Source organism: Amycolatopsis sp. NPDC114504 (assembly GCF_055633595.1).
Genome location: NZ_JBVKDU010000002.1, coordinates 1,149,115 through 1,165,576, shown reverse-complemented (window position 1 = coordinate 1,165,576; position 16,462 = coordinate 1,149,115). Strand labels below are relative to the sequence as shown.

Genomic DNA, 16,462 nt, shown 5'->3' with positions numbered 1-16,462 from the left:
CCGGAAAGTCAGTTCACGCCGACCAGGTCGACGACGAAGATCAGGGTCTCGCCGGGCTTGATGACGCCGCCCGCGCCGCGGTCGCCGTAGCCCAGGTGCGGCGGGATGACGAGCTTGCGGCGCCCGCCGATCTTCATGCCCGCGACGCCCTGGTCCCAGCCGGAGATGACCTGGCCGGCGCCGAGGCCGAAGCGCAGCGGCTCGCCGCGGTTCCAGGAAGCGTCGAACTCCTCGCCGGTCGAGTGCGAGACACCGACGTAGTGCACTGTGACGGCCTTGCCGGGCGTGGCCTCCGCGCCGTCACCGACCGTGATGTCGGTGATCTCGAGGTCGGCCGGAGGGTTGCCCTCGGGGCGGTCGATCTGGGGCTTTTCCAAGGTCATGGCACTCACCGTACCCACGCGCGCGAGGCTGTGCCGAATGGACTACACCCAACGACTGAAGAACGCGAAAAGTCTTCACAATTGTCCTACTGATGGGTAGCGTGCGCTTCGTCACTCTCCTTGAGCGAGGGAGCCCCGATGCGACGTGGCATCCGCACCTTGACCTTGACAGCACTGGCGGGCTTGGTCGCCGGGCTGACCCAGGTCGCTGTCTCCGCACCGGCCGCCGAGGCGGCCGCGGCGCCCAACGACTACTGCGGCGGGCAGTGCAGCGACATCCTGCCGCCCGGTGAAAACGGCAACGGCACCCTCGCGGACATCCTGGCGCACAAGGTGCTCGGCACCCGGCCGGCGCACGCGGCCGACCAGATCGGCAAGTACTCCTCGCTCGCCGGCGGTTACCAGGCGCTGACCACCTCGACGATCAACCAGTACTTCAACGACTCGTCGTTCGGCGTCGCGGCCGACCAGGTCGCCAGCACGACCCAGCCGCGCTCGGACGTGACGATCGTGCGCGACAAGGCACTCGGCGTCCCGCACATCACCGGCACCACGCGCGCCGGTACCGAGTTCGGCGCCGGGTACGCGGCCGGGCAGGACCGGCTGTGGCTGATGGACGTCCTGCGCCACGCCGCCCGCGGCCAGGTGACGTCGTTCGCCGGCGGCGCGGAGGCCAACCGGGAGCTGGAACAGAGCTTCTTCGCGAACGCGCCGTACACCGAAGCCGAGCTGCAGCAGCAGATCGACAACGTCGCCGCGAGCGGCCCGCGTGGCGCGCAGGGTCTCGCCGACGCGCAGGCCTACGTCGACGGGATCAACAAGTACATCACCGACTCCCACAGCGGCCGCTACTTCCCGGGCGAGTACGTGCTCACCGGGCACGTCGACGCGATCACCAACAACGGCACCATCGACCCGTTCAAGCTGACCGACCTGGTCGCGCTCGCCTCGCTCGTCGGCGCGGAGTTCGGCGCCGGCGGTGGCGGCGAGGTGCAGAACGCCGTCGCGAAGCTGGCGCTGCAGGAGCAGTACGGTGCCGTGCAGGGCGAGAAGGTCTGGCAGAGCCTGCGGTCCGAGGACGACCCCGAGGCCGTCAAGACGCTGCACGACGGCCAGAACTTCCCGTACGGCAAGACGCCGGCCAACGCGGTCGGGCAGGCGCTGCCGGACAAGAACTCCGTGACCCCGCAGCAGCTGGTGTTCGACAAGACCGGCTCGGCGGCCTCCGCGACGCCGTCCACTGTGGACGTCCCGGCCCCCGCCGCGCAGGAGCCCGCCCGCGGGATGTTCGACAACGGCGTGCTGCCGGGCGACATGCTGACCGACAAGCACGGCATGTCGAACGCGCTGGTTGTGTCCGGCTCGAAGACCGCCAGCGGCCACCCGGTCGCCGTCTTCGGCCCGCAGACCGGGTACTTCGCGCCGCAGCTGCTCATGCTGCAGGAGCTGCAGGGCCCGGGCATCAGCGCCCGCGGCGCGGCCTTCGCCGGGCTGAGCATGTACGTGCTCCTCGGCCGCGGCCAGGACTACTCGTGGAGCGCGACGACGTCGGCGCAGGACATCATCGACACCTACGCGCTGAACCTGTGCGACCCGAGCGGCAAGGCGCCGACGAAGGACTCGAACTACTACACGTACAAGGGCCAGTGCCTGCCGATGGACACCGTGGAGGTCAAGAACTCCTGGAGCCCGACGGTGGCCGACGGCACCGCGGCCGGCTCGTACACGCTGCGCAGCTACCGCACGAAGTACGGTCCGGTGCTCAGCCGGGCGACGGTCGGCGGCAAGCCGGTGGCGTACGCGCAGCTGCGGTCCTCGCTCTTCCACGAGGCCGACTCGCTGATCGGCTTCCAGGAGCTGAACGACCCGGGCTTCGTCAAGTCCGCGGCCGACTTCCAGAAGGCCGCGGCCGACATCAACTTCACGTTCAACTGGTTCTACGCCGACTCGAAGGACATCGCGTACTTCAACTCCGGCGCCAACCCGGCCCGTCAGTCCAATGTGGACCCGAACATGCCGGTGTGGGGCGACCAGGGGCACGACTGGACCGGCTGGAACCCGGCGGGCAACGTCGCGACCTACACCCCGGCGTCGCAGCACCCGCAGTCGGTCAACCAGGACTACTACGTCAGTTGGAACAACGCGCAGTCCAACGGCTACGCGGCGGCGGGCGCGGACAAGTCCGCCGTGCACCGCGTCGACCTGCTCGACACGCGCGTCAAGACGATGATCCTCACCGGCACCAAGATCACCCGGGTCAACCTGACCCAGGCGATGGAGGACGCGGCGCTGGCCGACCTGCGCGCCGAGCGCGTCCTGCCGCTGCTGCTGCAGGTGCTCGACAAGACGCCGACCACCGGTGCGGCGGCCGACGCCGAGGCGAAGCTGAAGACGTGGATGGCCAACGGCCACAAGCGCACGGAGACGTCGGCGGGCAGCAAGGCGTACGCCGACGCCGACGCGATCCGGATCTTCGACGCGTGGTGGCCGCTCCTGGTCTCGGCGGAGTTCAAGCCGGGCCTGGGCGACAACGCCTACAACGCGATGACGGGCGTGCTGGGCATCAACGAAAGCCCGTCCGGCTTCCAGAACGGCAACGGCCAGCACACCGGCCAGCCGCACAAGGGCTCGTCGTTCCAGTTCGGCTGGTGGGGTTACGTCAGCAAGGACATCCGGCAGGTGCTCGGCCGGCCGGTGGCCGGCCCGCTCGGCCAGACGTTCTGCGGCGGCGGCAACGTCACCACGTGCCGCCAGGCGCTCGTCGACTCGCTGACCACCGCCGCCGGCCAGGCCGCGAACACCGTCTACCCCGGTGACGCGAGCTGCTCCGCCGGTGACCAGTGGTGCGCCGACACGATCGTGCACAACCCGCTCGGCGGCATCACGCAGGACAAGATCAGCTGGCAGAACCGCCCGACGTTCCAGCAGGTCGTCGAGTACACCGCCCACCGCGGGGACAACATCGCGAACCTCGCACCGGGGAAGACGGTCAGCGCCACGAGCGCCGAGACCGGCTTCTACAACTCGCCGGCGTCGAACGCGATCGACGGGAACGCCTCGACCCGCTGGGCCAGCGACTGGAGCGACGACCAGGCGATCACCGTCGACCTCGGTTCGGTGCAGCCGGTCTCGCGGGTGCTGCTCAGCTGGGAGTCCGCGTACGGCAAGAGCTACAAGATCCAGACCTCGTCGGACGCGGTGACCTGGACGGACGCGGCGGTCGTCACCAACGGCGACGGCGGGCAGGACAACCTGACCTTCACCCCGACGCAGGCGAGGTTCGTGAAGCTGCAGGGCGTCCAGCGCGCCACGAAGTACGGGTACTCGCTCTACGAGTTCGAGGTCTACGCCCACTAGGAAGAGCCAGGCCGGCTCGCCTCCGGACGCGGGGGCGAGCCGGCCGTCTTCGTCACAGTGACCGGGGATTGACCTGCGGTTACCGTGATCGCATGGACGACTGGACGCCCCGCACCAAGGCCATCGCCGCCGGCCGGCCGCACGGCCCCGGCGAACCGCTGAACACCCCGCTCGTCGCCACCAGCACCTACCGGGCCGGTGGCGATGCCGTGTACGCGCGCGGCGACGGGACGCCGACCTGGCACGCACTCGAGGAGACCATCGGGGCGCTCGAAGGCGGCCACGCGACGGCGTTCGCGTCCGGCGTCGCGACCCTGTCGGCGGTGCTGGACCTGCTTCCGGTCGGGTCGCGGGTGGCCGTGCCGACGTTCAGCTACGCCGTGACGCGCGGGGTGCTCGCCCACGCGCAGAAGCTCGGGAAGCTCGCCGTCACCGAGCTCGAGCCGACCGACACCGCGGCGTGGGTCGCCGAAGCCGCGACGTCCGACCTGGTCTGGCTCGAGTCGCCGACCAACCCGACCCTCGACGTCATGGACATCGAGACGATCGCCGCCGCCGCGCGCGGCCGGGTCGTCGTCGACAACACCTTCGCGACGCCGTTGCAGCAACGGCCGCTGGAGCTGGGCGCCGACGTCGTCGTGCACAGCGCGACCAAGCTGATCGGCGGGCACAGCGACCTGCTGCTGGGCATCACGGTGGCCAAGGACCCGGCCGTCGCCGCCGAGCTGAAGGGCGCGCGGACCCGCGTCGGCTCCACGCCGGGCGCGCTCGAAGCGTGGCTCGCCCTGCGCGGCCTGCGGACCATGCCGGTCCGGCTGGCCGAACAGTCCCGCACCGCCGCGCTGCTGGCCGGGCGGCTCGGCGAGCACCCCGCGGTGACGCGGGTGCGGTACCCGGGCTTCGGGATGATGGTCGCCTTCGAGCTGGCGGACGCGGAGGCGGCCGACCGGTTCTGCGCGTCGACTCGGCTGATCGTCCCGGCGACGAGCCTCGGCGGCGTCGAAAGCCTGGTCGAGCGGCGGGCGTGGCTCCCGGGCGAGGAGCGGGTGCCGCCGGGGTTGATCCGGTTCAGCGTCGGCCTCGAAGACCCTGACGACCTGTGGCGGGACCTGGACACCGCGTTAGCGGAGTAACACCGGTCGACAAATCGTCGATAGTCGCGGCATCGCAGGTCAACCGCCGTTGGGAGTCATCGTGGGTAGAACGCTGAACCGGGTCGCGGGTGTCGTTTCGGCGGCGGCGCTGGCCACTCTCGCCGCCACGCCCGCCGCGCTGGCGCAGGAGACGGACACCACCGCGCCCGACACGACGACCACGACCGCCACGTCGGAGACGACAACCTCGAGCAGCAGCCCGGCGAGCAGCAGTTCGGAGGCCCCCTCCTCGGAGCCTTCGTCCACTTCGAGCACCGCGCCGAGCGAGGCGACCCAGCCCGAGGTCAAGACCACCGAGAAGCGGCGGGCCGCGAGCGAGGCCGAGCCCGAGATCAAGGGCGACACCCAGGAATCCTCGGCGGACGACGAGCCCCAGCAGGACAACACCGGGCACGGCTTCGTCGGTCTCGGTGGCGAGGGGATCCTGGTCATCGCCTGTGCGGCAGGCGCGCCCGGCAGCGTGGCGACCCAGTACCTCGATGTCACCAGCGGCCCCGACCAGGATGGCGCGGACGGCCTGCTGTGGAACTACACCGTGCGCGTTGTCGACCTGCCCGCCGGCACGACCACGGGCAAGTTCAGCTGGACCTGCGGCAAGCAGGAAGGCTCGGGCATCGTGGAGTTCGAGCAAGAGCAGCCGCCGACCAGCAGCAGCTCGGCCTCCCCGACCAGCTCATCGCCGTCGAGCACCGCGCCGATCACTACGGCGACCTCGGCGCCGGCCACGACCACCACCGCTTCCGGCAACGCCGCTCCGAAGGCCCAGGTCAAGGTCACGCCCAAGGGCAAGATCGAGACCGGCTTCGGCGGCACGGCCAGGTGACCGCCCGCCGGGCGAGCGCGGCTGTCGCCGCACTCGCCCTCGCGTTCACGCTGGTCGGCTGTGGCTCGGCCGAGGAGCCGAAGCCCGTCGCCGCGGCCGCGCCGGTCACCTCGTCGATTCCGGTCACCAAGCCGTTCAAGGGGCTCCGGCCGACGTCGGTCAAGATCCCCAAGATCGGCGCGGAGTCCAGCCTGCTCGCCGTCGCCGTCAAGACCGACGGCTCGATCTCCGTCCCGTCGGTGCACCAGCCGATGCAGGCGGCCTGGTACAAGCTCTCGCCGGTGCCCGGGGACGTCGGCCCGGCGATCGTGCTCGGGCACGTCGACGGCGACAAGAAGCCCGGCATCTTCTACAAGCTCAAGGACCTCGCGCCCGGTGACGAGGTCGACATCGACCGCAGTGACGGGAAGAAGCTGAAGTTCGTCGTCGACCGCGTCACGCAGGTTCCGAAGGACACGTTCCCCAAGGACGCCGTGTACGGCAACAGCGACAAGCCCGAGCTGCGCCTGATCACCTGTGGTGGCGCTTTCGACCACGCCGAGCACAGCTACCAGGACAACATCGTCGTCTACGCGAACCTAGCCGACGCCTGAACCCGGGTACGGGAACTCCGGCTTCGACGTCGAGCCCGGGCACACCCACCGCCGCATGCCGGCGTCGCAGACGGCGTAGCCCCAGTTGATCAGGTTGTCCTGCGTCTTCTCGGACATCCTGGTCAGCCGGGTCTTCGTCTCGGCCAGCGCACGCGTCCGCTCGATCGGCGCGGGCAGGGCGTCGGGCAGCTCGAAGTGCTCGATGTCGCTGTAAGTCGCCCAATAGGTTCCGGCGTAGACCTTGTCCTCGTAGGACTTCAGCAGCGAGCCGGTGCGCAGCTCGCGGACCTGGTTGTCCATCACGGTCAGCACGCGGAACAGCTGCATCGGCCAGTTGTGCTTCGGCCGCTCCTCGTGCTTCATCTTCTTCCCGGCGTCGCTGACCAGGACGGTCGCGCGCTGGTTCTCGATCGGGTCGAGGCCGAGGTTGTCGTACACACCCGCGTCGCTGAGCACGATCTTGCGGTCCGGCTGGTGCGGATCCGGGATCACGACCGGGGAAAGCAGCGGCGGGAAGGCCGAAGACGCGGCCACGGCGGTCGCGAGCGGCACCTGCCCGTGCGGGCCGGGCTGCCGGAAGAACCACCACAGCGAGCCGTCCTGCAGGCTGGTCGCGGTGAACACGAAGTTCGGCCCAGCCGGGTCGAGGTCCGCGAGGCGGCAGTCGCCGAAGAGGTGCTTCGCGTAGCGGCGGGCCAGTTCCTCGCCGGCACTGCGCCACGGCATCACCATGGCCTTCAGCGTCACCGGGACGTCGAGGTTGGTGCGCGCCAGTTTCCGCAGTGGCTGCACGACTTCCTTGCCGAAGTTCTCCGCGATGCCGTCGTCGCCGAAGTACAGCTTGTGCCACGCGTGCGCCAGGACGCCGGCCGCGATCGAACCGCCGGAGACGCTGGAGACGGTGGTCAGCTTCGGCAGCCAGCCGAGCTCGTTGAGCCGCCAGAGCGCGCCGGCGTGGAAGAGCATCGCGCGATAACCGCCGCCGGACAGCGCGAGCCCGACCCCGTCTCGTTTCGTACCGGCCATTCAGCCGAGTCTAGGACCGCAGCAACGGCGCGAGCAGCGGCCGTTGCCCGGCGGGCACGTATTCGGCGTAGTTGTCGTACAACGCCTGCTTGGCCAGGTGGGCCGCGCCGGCACCGTCGGCCGAGCGGATCGCGTCCAGCACTTCGGCGTGGTGGGAAAGCCACGCGCGCATCAGCGACGTCCGGTTGCTGGCGTGCTCCAGCTTGTCCTCGATCAGCTCCAGCACGACCCCGCGCACGACTTCTTCGCTGACCACCAGCAGGGGATTGCGCGAGATGCGCGCGATGACCTCGTGGAACGCGACATCCGCGCGGCTGAACTCCGCATAGCCGAGCGAGACGCCTTCGCGCATCGCTTCCAGCGCCGTGTCGAGGCCGGTCAGGTCGTCGTCGGTGCGCAGCTCGGCGGCGAGCAGGTGGGCCGAGCCGTCGAGGATCATCCGGAACTGCAGCAGCTCGGCGAGCCCGACGTGGTCGGCGCGCGCGAGCCGGTGCATGGACCGGTGCAACGCGGCGGGCGACGCGGCCAGCACCTCCGGCCCCCGCGGGTCGCCGGGCCGGGACCGGATCATTTCCGCGGCCTGGAGAACCCGCAGGGCTTCCCGGACCGTCGAGCGGCCGACCCCGAACTGCGTCATCAGCTCGCGTTCGCTCGGCAGGCGTTCCCCCGGCTTGAGCGCACCGCTCACCACGGCCTGCTCGATCTGCTCGACGACCCGCTCGTACGCGCGGACCGGAGCCACCGGTTCGAACCGCATCCTTGACCTCGACGTCCGTCGCGTGCAGGCTACTGGTCAGACCAGTGTACTGACCTGGAGGCCGAATGAAAGCTCGACTTCACGTGCTGGCAGCGGCGCTGCTGCTCGTGGTGTCCGGCTGCTCGGCCGGCTCGTCGGCCAGCGTTTCCGCTGGTCCGGACACCCTTTCCGTCGGCTTCACGGCCGAGCCGGCGAACTTCGACTTCACCAAGACCGACGGCGCCGCGATCCCGCAGGCGTTGCTCTACAACGTCTACGAAGGCCTGGTGAAGCTCGACTCGCAGGGCAAGGTCGTGCCGCTGCTCGCGAAGTCGTGGACGATCAGCCCGGACCGGAAGACCTACGACTTCCAGCTGCAGCAAGGCGTCAAGTTCAGCAACGGCGCGCCGTTCACCGCCGAGGACGTCAAGTTCTCACTGCTGCGCGTGAAGACCGCCTGGACGATCTCGATCAAGTCCACGATGGACGTCGTCGACCACGTCGACGTCGTCGCGCCGGACCACGCCCGGGTCGTGCTGTCGAAGCCGTCGAACGGCTGGCTGTTCAGCCTCACCAGCCGGCTCGGCGCGATGTTCAGCCCGACCGGCGTCGCCGACCTGGCGAACAAGCCGATCGGCACCGGGCCATACGTCGTGGCAGCTCGCAAGCGCGGCGACTCCGTCGTGCTGAAGGCGAACCCGGGGTACTGGGGCCGGGAACCGGCGTACAAGACGGTCGTCCTCAAGTACATCAAGGACCCGACCGCGCTGAACAACGCGCTCTACAGCAACGGCATCGACGTCATTTCCGCGATCACCGCGCCGGACTCGATCCCGCAGTTCCAGGCCGACGACCGGTTCCAGGTCGTCCAGGGCACGTCGAACAGCGAGGTCACGCTGGCCATGAACAACGCGCGGGCGCCGTTGAACGACGTCCGCGTGCGCCAGGCGCTGACGTACGCGATCGACCGGAAGGCGTTGCTGGACACCGCGTGGGCGGGCCGCGGGACGTTGATCGGCAGCATGGTCCCGCCGACCGATCCCTGGTACGAGGACCTGGCGAACGTCTACCCGTTCGATCCCGCGAAGGCGGAGGCGCTGCTGACCGAGGCGGGGGCGACGAACCTGAACCTGCGGCTGCGGATCCCGAACCTGCCGTACGCGGTGTCGGCCGCGCAGGTCGTGCAGTCGCAGCTGGCCGACGTCGGCGTGCGGACGACGATCGAGCCGCTCGACTTCCCCGCGGTGTGGCTGAAGCAGGTGTTCACCGACCACGACTACGACCTGTCGATCATCCAGCACGTCGAGGCCCGGGACATCACGACGTTCGGGAAGCCGAAGTACTACTGGGGTTACGACAGCAAGCGCGTCCAGCAGCTGCTCGCGGAAGCCGACAGCGGGACGCCGGAGCAGCAGGTCGCGGACATGAAGCAGGTCGCGCGGCAGCTGAACACCGATGCCGCCGCCGACTGGCTGTTCCTCTTCCCCAACGTCATCGTCGCGAAGGCCAAGGTCGGCGGGTTCGTCCAGAACCAGGTCAGCGAGTCGTTCGACCTCACCGGATTGGCGCCGCGATGACGGCCAGGGTGCTGCGCCGGGTGGCGATCTTCGTGGTCAGCGTGCTGGTCGCGTCGATCGTGGTGTTCCTGTTCATGGCCGTGCTGCCGGGCGATCCCGCGCAGGTCGCGCTCGGCGTCAACGCGACGCCGGAGCTGCTGGCCAAGACGCGCGCGGAGTTCGGCATCGACCGGCCGCTGGTGACGCAGTACTTCGACTGGATCGGCGGCGTGCTGCACGGCGACTTCGGCCGCTCGTACGTCACCCGCGACGCGATCGGCCCGCAGCTGCTCGACCGCCTCGGCGTCACGCTCTGGCTGGTCGGCGCCGGGATGCTGGTGGCGCTGGTGATCGCGATCCCCGCGGGCACGTTCGCCGCGGTGAAGCACCGGAAGGCTTCCGGCGCGGGCGTTTCCGGGCTGTCGCAGATCGGGGTCGCGATCCCCGCGTTCCTCGCCGGGATCATCCTGGTGCAGATCTTCGCGGTCCAGCTGCGCTGGCTGCCGTCGGGCGGGTGGACTCCGCCCAACCAAAACGCTGGCGAGTTCCTCCGCGGGCTGATCCTCCCAGCGCTCTCGCTGGGTTTGGTGCAGGGCGCGGTGCTCACGCGGTACGTGCGGTCGGCGGTGCTCGACACGCTGGGCCAGGACTACCTGCGCACCGCGCGGTCGAAAGGCCTGCGTCCCGGACAGGCGTTGGTGCGCCACGGCTTGCGCAACGCGTCCGTTCCCGTCGTCACCGTGCTGGGGTTGCAGCTCGCGACACTGCTGATCGGCGCCGTTGTCGTCGAGCGCGTGTTCGTGCTGCCGGGCCTGGGCTCGATGCTGCTGGACGCGGTGTCGTCACGCGATCTGCTGACCGTGCAGGGGATCGTGCTCGTGCTGGTGGCCGGCGTGCTGCTGGTCAACTTCGTCGTCGACGTCCTCTACACCGTGCTCGACCCGCGATTGCGAGGTTCGTGATGCGCAATCTCGTGATCGGCGGGGTGCTGGTCGGGCTGGTCGTGCTCGCCGCGGTCCTGTCGTTCTTCTGGACGCCGTTCGACCCGGTGAAGGTCGACGCGGCCCACCGGCTGCTGGGTTTCGGGGGAGCGAACTTCTTCGGCACGGACAAGTTCGGCCGTGACCTGCTCAGCCAGATCATGGTCGGCGCGCGGACCACGCTGTACGTCGGTGTGGTCGCGGTCGGCATCGCCGCGGTGATCGGCACGCCGCTGGGCATCCTGGCCGGGATGTCGCCGCGGTGGCTCGGCGAGTTCGTCATGCGCGTCAACGATCTCGTGCTCGCGTTCCCCGCGCTGCTGCTCGCGATCATGTTCGGCGCGGTGTTCGGGGCGGACACGCTGACCGCGATGGTCGCGATCGGCATCGCGACCATCCCCTCGTTCGCGCGGATCGCGAGGTCCGGGACGCTGCAGGTGATGAGCACGGAGTTCGTGCTCGCCGCCCGCGCCGGCGGCCGGTCGCGGCTGACCATCGCCGTGCGGCACGTGCTGCCGAACATCTCCGGCCTGCTGATCGTGCAAGCATCGGTGTCGTTCGCGATCGCCGTGCTGGCCGAAGCGGCGCTGTCGTTCCTCGGCTTCGGCACGCGGCCGCCGACGCCGTCGTGGGGCCGGATGCTGCAGGAGTCCCAAGAGCTGCTGACCGTGCAGCCGCGGCTGGCGCTGGTGCCGGGCATCGCGATCGCCGTGGCCGTGCTCGGGTTCAACCTCCTCGGCGACGGTCTGCGCGACCGCCTGGACCCCCGATTGGCGGCGAAGGTATGACGCTCTCGGTGTCGGGGCTGCGGGTTCGTGAGCTGGTCAAGGACGTCTCCTTCGAGATCGGCGCCGGTGAGCGCGTCGGCCTGATCGGCGAGTCCGGGTCCGGGAAGTCGCTGACGGCGTTGTCGATCATGGGCCTGCTGCCCGAGGAGCTGCGTGCGTCCGGCTCGATCCGCCTCGGCGACCGGGAGCTGCTCGGAATGTCCGAAAAGGACCTCTCCCGCCTGCGTGGCGACGAGCTGGCGATGGTGTTCCAGGAACCGATGACGGCGTTGAACCCGGCCATGCGCGTCGGCCGCCAGGTCACCGAGCCCGGCCGGATCCACGGCCGGCGCCGATCCGCGGAGGAACTCCTCGACGCGGTCGGGTTGCCGGACACGGCCCGCGCGTACCCGCACCAGCTGTCCGGCGGGCAGCGGCAGCGCGTCGTCCTGGCGATGGCGCTGGCCAACGAGCCGTCCCTGCTGATCTGCGACGAGCCGACGACCGCCCTCGACGTCACCGTGCAGGCGCAGATCCTTTCGCTCATCAAGACGTCGTTGCCGGCCGAGAGCGCGTTGCTGTTCATCACGCACGACCTCGCGGTGGTGGCGTCGGTGTGCGAGCGCGTGCTGGTGATGCTCGACGGCGAGATCGTCGAAGCGGGCTCGACGCGCGAAGTGCTGACGTCGCCGAAGCACGAGTACACGCGCAAGCTCCTGGACGCCTCGGACCTGGAGGCCCGGCGATGACGATCATCGAAGTCCGCGACCTCGAACGCCGGTACGCCCGGCGGGACGTGCACGCGCTGCGCGGCGTCAGCTTCGACGTCGAAGCGGGACAGCGGTTCGGCATCGTCGGCGAGTCCGGCTCCGGGAAGTCGACGCTGGTCCGGCTGCTGGCCGCGCTCGACAAGCCCACGTCGGGCACGGTCTCGTTCCAGGGCAAGCGCATCGACGACCTGCCCGAACGCAAACTCGGTTTCCTGCGGTCCGAGCTGCAGATCGTCTTCCAGGACCCGATGGGCTCGCTCGACCCGCGGATGCGCGTCGCCGACATCATCTCCGAGCCGCTGGGCCGCCGGAACCCGAAGCTCGTCGACGAGCTGCTGGCCGCGGTCGGGCTCCCCGCGGACGCGGCGGGCCGCTACCCGCACCAGTTCTCCGGCGGGCAGCGGCAGCGGATCTCGATCGCCCGCGCGCTCGCGCCGAACCCGAGTGTGCTGATCGCCGACGAGCCGGTCAGCGCGCTCGACGTGTCCGTGCGCGGCCAGATCCTCGACCTGCTCGCGTCGCTGGTCGAGCAGTTCGCGCTGACGCTGATCTTCGTGTCGCACGACCTCGGCGTCGTCCGGCACGTCTGCGACCGGGTCGCGGTGATGCGCCGCGGCGAGATCGTCGAGCTCGGCGACGTCGGGCAGGTCTATGACGCGCCCGAGCACGAGTACACCCGGGAACTGCTGGCCGCCGCGCCGAACCTGCGTGCGGAACTGGCCCGGCTGAGCGGAGGTGACGATGACTGAGTACCCGGACGGCCTGCCGGTCGGCGCGACCTGGGTGTCCACTGTGGACGCTGAAGAAATCGTTTTCCCGTACGACGGGAGTGTCGTCGGCACGGCGCCGGTCGGGACGCCGGAGCTGGCTCGACGCGCTGTCGACGAGGCTGTCGCTGTCGCGCGCGAAGTGGCTTCGCTGCCTTCGCGGACTCGCCGCAAGCTGCTCAACGACGTCGCTCTGGCGATACAGGAGCGGCGCGAGGAGTTCGAAAACCTGCTCGTGCTGGAGACCGGCAAGCCGCTGGTCGACTGCCGCGTCGAGGTCGCGCGCACGATCGTGACGTGGGAAGCCGCGGCCGAAGAGGTCTCCCGCCTGCACGGCGAGACCGTGCCGCTGGACCTCCTGCCTTCCGGGGACGGCCTGGTCGGGTTCTGGAAGCGCAAGCCGATCGGCGTCGTCGTCGGCATCGCGGGCTTCAACTACCCGCTGCTGCTGGCGTCGCACAAGATCGCGCCCGCCATCGCCGCGGGCTGCCCGGTGATCGTCAAGCCGGCGCCGCAGACCCCGCTGGCCACGCTGTGGCTGGTCCACCTCGTCCGGTCGGCGGCGCCGATCCCCGCCATGGTCCAGCTGGTCACCGGCGACGCGTCCGTGGGCGCCGCGCTGACGACCGACCGCCGGATCGGCGCGGTGTCCTTCACCGGTTCGGCCGCGGTCGGGCACCGCATCGCGCGGGACGCGGCCCCGACGAAAACGCTGCTGGAGCTGGGATCGAACGCGGCTCTCGTGGTCGCCGGCGACGCCGACCTCGAGGCCGCGGTGGACGCCGTGGTGCGCGGCGGCTTCTACGCATCCGGGCAGGCGTGCATCTCGGTGCAGCGGGTCCTGGCCGTCTCGTCGGTCGCCGAGGAGTTCACCGAACGGCTGCTGGCCAGGCTCGACGAGATCGTCTTCGGCGATCCGCGTGACGAAAAGACGCGGGTGTCCGCGCTGATCGACCCCGCGTCCACCGCCCGCGTCGCCGCGTGGATCGAGCGGTCCGGCGCCCGCCAGGTCGGCGGCGGCATCGACGGCACCGTGCTGCGGCCGACCGTCCTGCTCGACGTCCCGGACGGCGTCGAGGCCTGGGACGAAGAGATCTTCGGCCCGGTCGTCTGCCTCCGGACGGTGTCCGATGTGGACGAAGCCTTCGCCGCGGTCAACGCCTCCCGCTACGGCCTCCACGCGAGCGTCTACAGCAAGTCCCTGAACACGGCGTTCCGCGCGCTGGACGAACTGGAGGTCGGCGGCGTCGTCGTCAACGAGGTGCCCGGCTTCCGCTCGGACACCATGCCCTACGGCGGCGTGAAGGACTCCGGCATCGGCCGCGAAGGGCCGCGCTTCGCCGTCGAAGAGCTGACCGTGACGAGGATGGCGGTGCTGCGCCCGTGAACTACGAAAACCTGTTCCGCCTGGACGGACGGCGGGCCGTGGTGCTCGGCGCGGGCGGCATCGGCCGCGAGGTGGCGCGGGCGCTGGCCGCCCACGGCGCTTCGGTGGTCTGCGCCGACCGAGACGTCGAAGCCGCGCGCGAGTCCGGCGTCGGCGAGGCGTACGAGGTCGACCTGCTCGAACCCGGCGCCGTCGATCGCGCGGCGACGGACCTCGGCCCGCAGGACGTCGTCGTGCTGACCGCCGCGATGAACGTCCGCAAACGTTTGCTGGACTACACGCGGGAGGAGTTCGACCGCGTCATCGCGCTGAACCTCGGCGTGGCGTTCGAGGTCGTCCGCGTCTTCGGCGCCGACATGGTCGCGCGGGGGCGGGGGAGCATCATCGGCTTCTCGTCGATCCGCGGGACGACCGTCGAGCCCGGTCAGGGCCCGTACGCGGCGACGAAAGCCGGGCTCGTCCAGCTGTTCCGGACGGCCGCGGCGGAGTTCGGCCCGGCCGGGGTGCGGGTCAACGCCATCGCGCCCGGCGTCGTCGAGACCCCGTTGACCGCGCAGATCAAGGCGAACCCCGAGTGGTACGACGCGTACGCGACGAAGGGCGCCCTCGGGCGCTGGGCGCGTCCGGACGAGCTGGCCGGCGCCGTCGTGTACCTCGCTTCGGACGCTTCGTCGTTCGTGACCGGCTCCGTGCTGGCGGTCGACGGTGGCTGGACCGCCGTCGACGGCCGCTTCGAACCGCCCGCCTCCTGAGGAGCGTTCATGCCCGAGTTGCCCGACCTGACCGCTGTCGAACTCGTCGCGCAGTACCGCGCGAAGACGCTCTCGCCGGTCGAGGTCACTGAAGCCGTCGTCGCGCGCATCGAGGCGCGAGAGCCTGAGTTGCACGCGTTGTACGCGTACGACCCTTCGGCTGCTCTCGACGACGCGAAGGCGTCCGAAGCTCGCTGGGCGTCGGACGAACCGCTGGGCCCGATCGATGGCGTCCCGCTGACGCTCAAGGAGAACATCGCGACCCGCGGCACCCCGGTACCGCTGGGCACGGCGGCCACCGCGCTGGTCCCGGCGGCCGAGGACGCGCCGGCGGCCGCGCGCGTCCGCGAGTCCGGCGGCGTCCTGCTGGCCAAGACCACCATGCCGGACTACGGGATGCTGACGTCCGGCCTCTCGAGCTTCCACGAGACGGCGCGGAACCCGTGGCAGCCGTCGGCTTCGCCGGGTGGGTCGAGCGCGGGTGCGGGCGCGGCGGGCGCCGCCGGGTACGGCCCGCTGCACGTCGGCACCGACATCGGCGGCTCGATCCGGCTGCCCGCGGGCTGGTGCGGCCTGGTCGGGCTGAAGCCGAGCTTCGGCCGCGTGCCGGTCGACCCGCCGTTCCTCGGCCGCGTCGCCGGCCCGATGACCCGCACGGTCGCCGACACCGCGTTGCTGATGAGCGTGCTGTCCGCGCCCGACGCGCGCGACCACCTGAGCCTGCCGCCCCACGACCTGGACTGGTCGTCGCTCGACGGTTCGCTCCAGGGACTGCGCGTCGGCCTGCACCTCGACCCCGGCGTGGGCCTCCCGGTGGACCCGGCGACGCTCGACGCGGTCACGGCCGCGGCCCGGGCCTTCGAGGCCGCGGGCGCGGTCGTCGAGCCGGTCGGGCCGTTCTTGACGCGCGAGATGCTCAGCGGCCTGGACGTCTTCTGGCGCACGCGCGCCTGGTCGGACATGGCGGGGTTGCCGGCCGAGCGGCGCGCGAAGGTCCTGCCGTACATCGCGGACTGGGCCGCCGGTGGCGCCGAAGTGTCCGGGCTGGACGTCTACCGCGGCTTCGCCCAGATCGACGTCATCAGCGTGGCGGCCCTGCGCGCGACGTCGGCGTTCGACATCGTGCTGTCCCCGACGTGCCCGGTCGCGGCGCCGCCGGCGGAGTGGGCGTCGCCGACGAACGACCCGGCGAGGCCGTTCGAGCACATCGCGTTCACGGTGCCGTACAACATGTCCGGCCAGCCGTCGGTTTCGCTGAACTGCGGCTACACGGACGACGGCCGCCCGATCGGCCTCCAGCTCACGGGCCGCCGCTTCGACGACGTCGGCGTCCTGCGCGCGGCCGCGGCGTACGAAGGCCTTCGCGAGCCGCAGCGACCCTGGCCGATCGGATAGGGAAGAAAGTCCGGCC

At 70.6% G+C, this 16,462-nt stretch carries 15 protein-coding genes; 12 read left to right on the top strand and 3 right to left on the bottom strand.

Annotated features, from left to right (window positions below):
- Window positions 1-8 precede the first annotated feature (8 nt).
- Window positions 9-383 (bottom strand): FKBP-type peptidyl-prolyl cis-trans isomerase, encoded by a 375-nt coding sequence (locus tag ACZ7PG_RS17455; protein WP_155548343.1) that lies wholly within the window; start codon window positions 381-383, stop codon window positions 9-11.
- Between the two features lie 138 nt (window positions 384-521).
- On the opposite strand from ACZ7PG_RS17455, the gene ACZ7PG_RS17450 reads away from it, so the two are divergent.
- From ACZ7PG_RS17450 to ACZ7PG_RS17435, 4 genes are all read left to right on the top strand, one after another.
- Window positions 522-3,740 carry a penicillin acylase family protein gene (locus ACZ7PG_RS17450; RefSeq protein WP_470240061.1) on the top strand — a complete coding sequence of 1,073 codons (3,219 nt, stop codon included), beginning with the start codon at window positions 522-524 and terminating at the stop codon, window positions 3,738-3,740.
- A 92-nt stretch (window positions 3,741-3,832) separates the two neighbouring features.
- On the top strand, window positions 3,833-4,873 hold the full coding sequence (locus ACZ7PG_RS17445) for a trans-sulfuration enzyme family protein (protein WP_470240060.1): 1,041 nt from the start codon (window positions 3,833-3,835) through the stop codon (window positions 4,871-4,873).
- Window positions 4,874-4,934: 61 nt separating this feature from the next.
- Window positions 4,935-5,717 (top strand): hypothetical protein, encoded by a 783-nt coding sequence (locus ACZ7PG_RS17440; protein ID WP_470240059.1) that lies wholly within the window; start codon window positions 4,935-4,937, stop codon window positions 5,715-5,717.
- Window positions 5,714-6,310, top strand: a complete 597-nt coding sequence (locus tag ACZ7PG_RS17435) for a class F sortase (protein WP_470240058.1) — start codon at window positions 5,714-5,716, stop codon at window positions 6,308-6,310. Before ACZ7PG_RS17440 ends, ACZ7PG_RS17435 begins: the two co-directional genes overlap by 4 nt.
- Here ACZ7PG_RS17435 and ACZ7PG_RS17430 read toward each other — a convergent pair.
- The gene (locus ACZ7PG_RS17430; RefSeq protein WP_470240057.1) at window positions 6,296-7,336 is read right to left on the bottom strand and encodes a patatin-like phospholipase family protein; all 1,041 of its coding nucleotides are present in this window, start codon (window positions 7,334-7,336) and stop codon (window positions 6,296-6,298) included. The genes ACZ7PG_RS17435 and ACZ7PG_RS17430 overlap by 15 nt on opposite strands.
- A 10-nt stretch (window positions 7,337-7,346) precedes the next feature.
- Entirely contained in the window at window positions 7,347-8,093 is a 747-nt protein-coding gene (locus ACZ7PG_RS17425; protein ID WP_470240056.1) for a FadR/GntR family transcriptional regulator, read from the bottom strand.
- A 65-nt stretch (window positions 8,094-8,158) separates the two neighbouring features.
- Between ACZ7PG_RS17425 and ACZ7PG_RS17420 the strand changes: the two genes are divergently transcribed.
- Genes ACZ7PG_RS17420 through ACZ7PG_RS17385 form a run of 8 tightly spaced genes read left to right on the top strand, consistent with a single transcriptional unit; the run spans window position 8,159 to window position 16,446 of the window.
- The gene (locus ACZ7PG_RS17420) at window positions 8,159-9,649 is read left to right on the top strand and encodes an ABC transporter substrate-binding protein (protein WP_470240055.1); all 1,491 of its coding nucleotides are present in this window, start codon (window positions 8,159-8,161) and stop codon (window positions 9,647-9,649) included.
- The gene (locus ACZ7PG_RS17415; RefSeq protein ID WP_470240054.1) at window positions 9,646-10,590 is read left to right on the top strand and encodes an ABC transporter permease; all 945 of its coding nucleotides are present in this window, start codon (window positions 9,646-9,648) and stop codon (window positions 10,588-10,590) included. The genes ACZ7PG_RS17420 and ACZ7PG_RS17415 overlap by 4 nt, the downstream gene beginning before the upstream one ends.
- Window positions 10,590-11,396, top strand: a complete 807-nt coding sequence (locus ACZ7PG_RS17410; protein WP_470240053.1) for an ABC transporter permease — start codon at window positions 10,590-10,592, stop codon at window positions 11,394-11,396. The genes ACZ7PG_RS17415 and ACZ7PG_RS17410 overlap by 1 nt, the downstream gene beginning before the upstream one ends.
- Window positions 11,393-12,124: an ATP-binding cassette domain-containing protein gene (locus ACZ7PG_RS17405; protein ID WP_470240052.1), complete on the top strand. Its 732-nt coding sequence runs from the start codon at window positions 11,393-11,395 to the stop codon at window positions 12,122-12,124. The genes ACZ7PG_RS17410 and ACZ7PG_RS17405 overlap by 4 nt, the downstream gene beginning before the upstream one ends.
- Entirely contained in the window at window positions 12,121-12,894 is a 774-nt protein-coding gene (locus ACZ7PG_RS17400) for an ABC transporter ATP-binding protein (protein ID WP_470240051.1), read from the top strand. The genes ACZ7PG_RS17405 and ACZ7PG_RS17400 overlap by 4 nt, the downstream gene beginning before the upstream one ends.
- Window positions 12,887-14,299, top strand: a complete 1,413-nt coding sequence (locus tag ACZ7PG_RS17395) for an aldehyde dehydrogenase family protein (RefSeq protein WP_470240050.1) — start codon at window positions 12,887-12,889, stop codon at window positions 14,297-14,299. Before ACZ7PG_RS17400 ends, ACZ7PG_RS17395 begins: the two co-directional genes overlap by 8 nt.
- Window positions 14,296-15,051 carry an SDR family NAD(P)-dependent oxidoreductase gene (locus ACZ7PG_RS17390; protein ID WP_470240049.1) on the top strand — a complete coding sequence of 252 codons (756 nt, stop codon included), beginning with the start codon at window positions 14,296-14,298 and terminating at the stop codon, window positions 15,049-15,051. The genes ACZ7PG_RS17395 and ACZ7PG_RS17390 overlap by 4 nt, the downstream gene beginning before the upstream one ends.
- Window positions 15,052-15,060: 9 nt before the next feature.
- Window positions 15,061-16,446 (top strand): amidase, encoded by a 1,386-nt coding sequence (locus ACZ7PG_RS17385; RefSeq protein ID WP_470240048.1) that lies wholly within the window; start codon window positions 15,061-15,063, stop codon window positions 16,444-16,446.
- The last annotated feature ends 16 nt before the right edge of the window (window positions 16,447-16,462 follow it).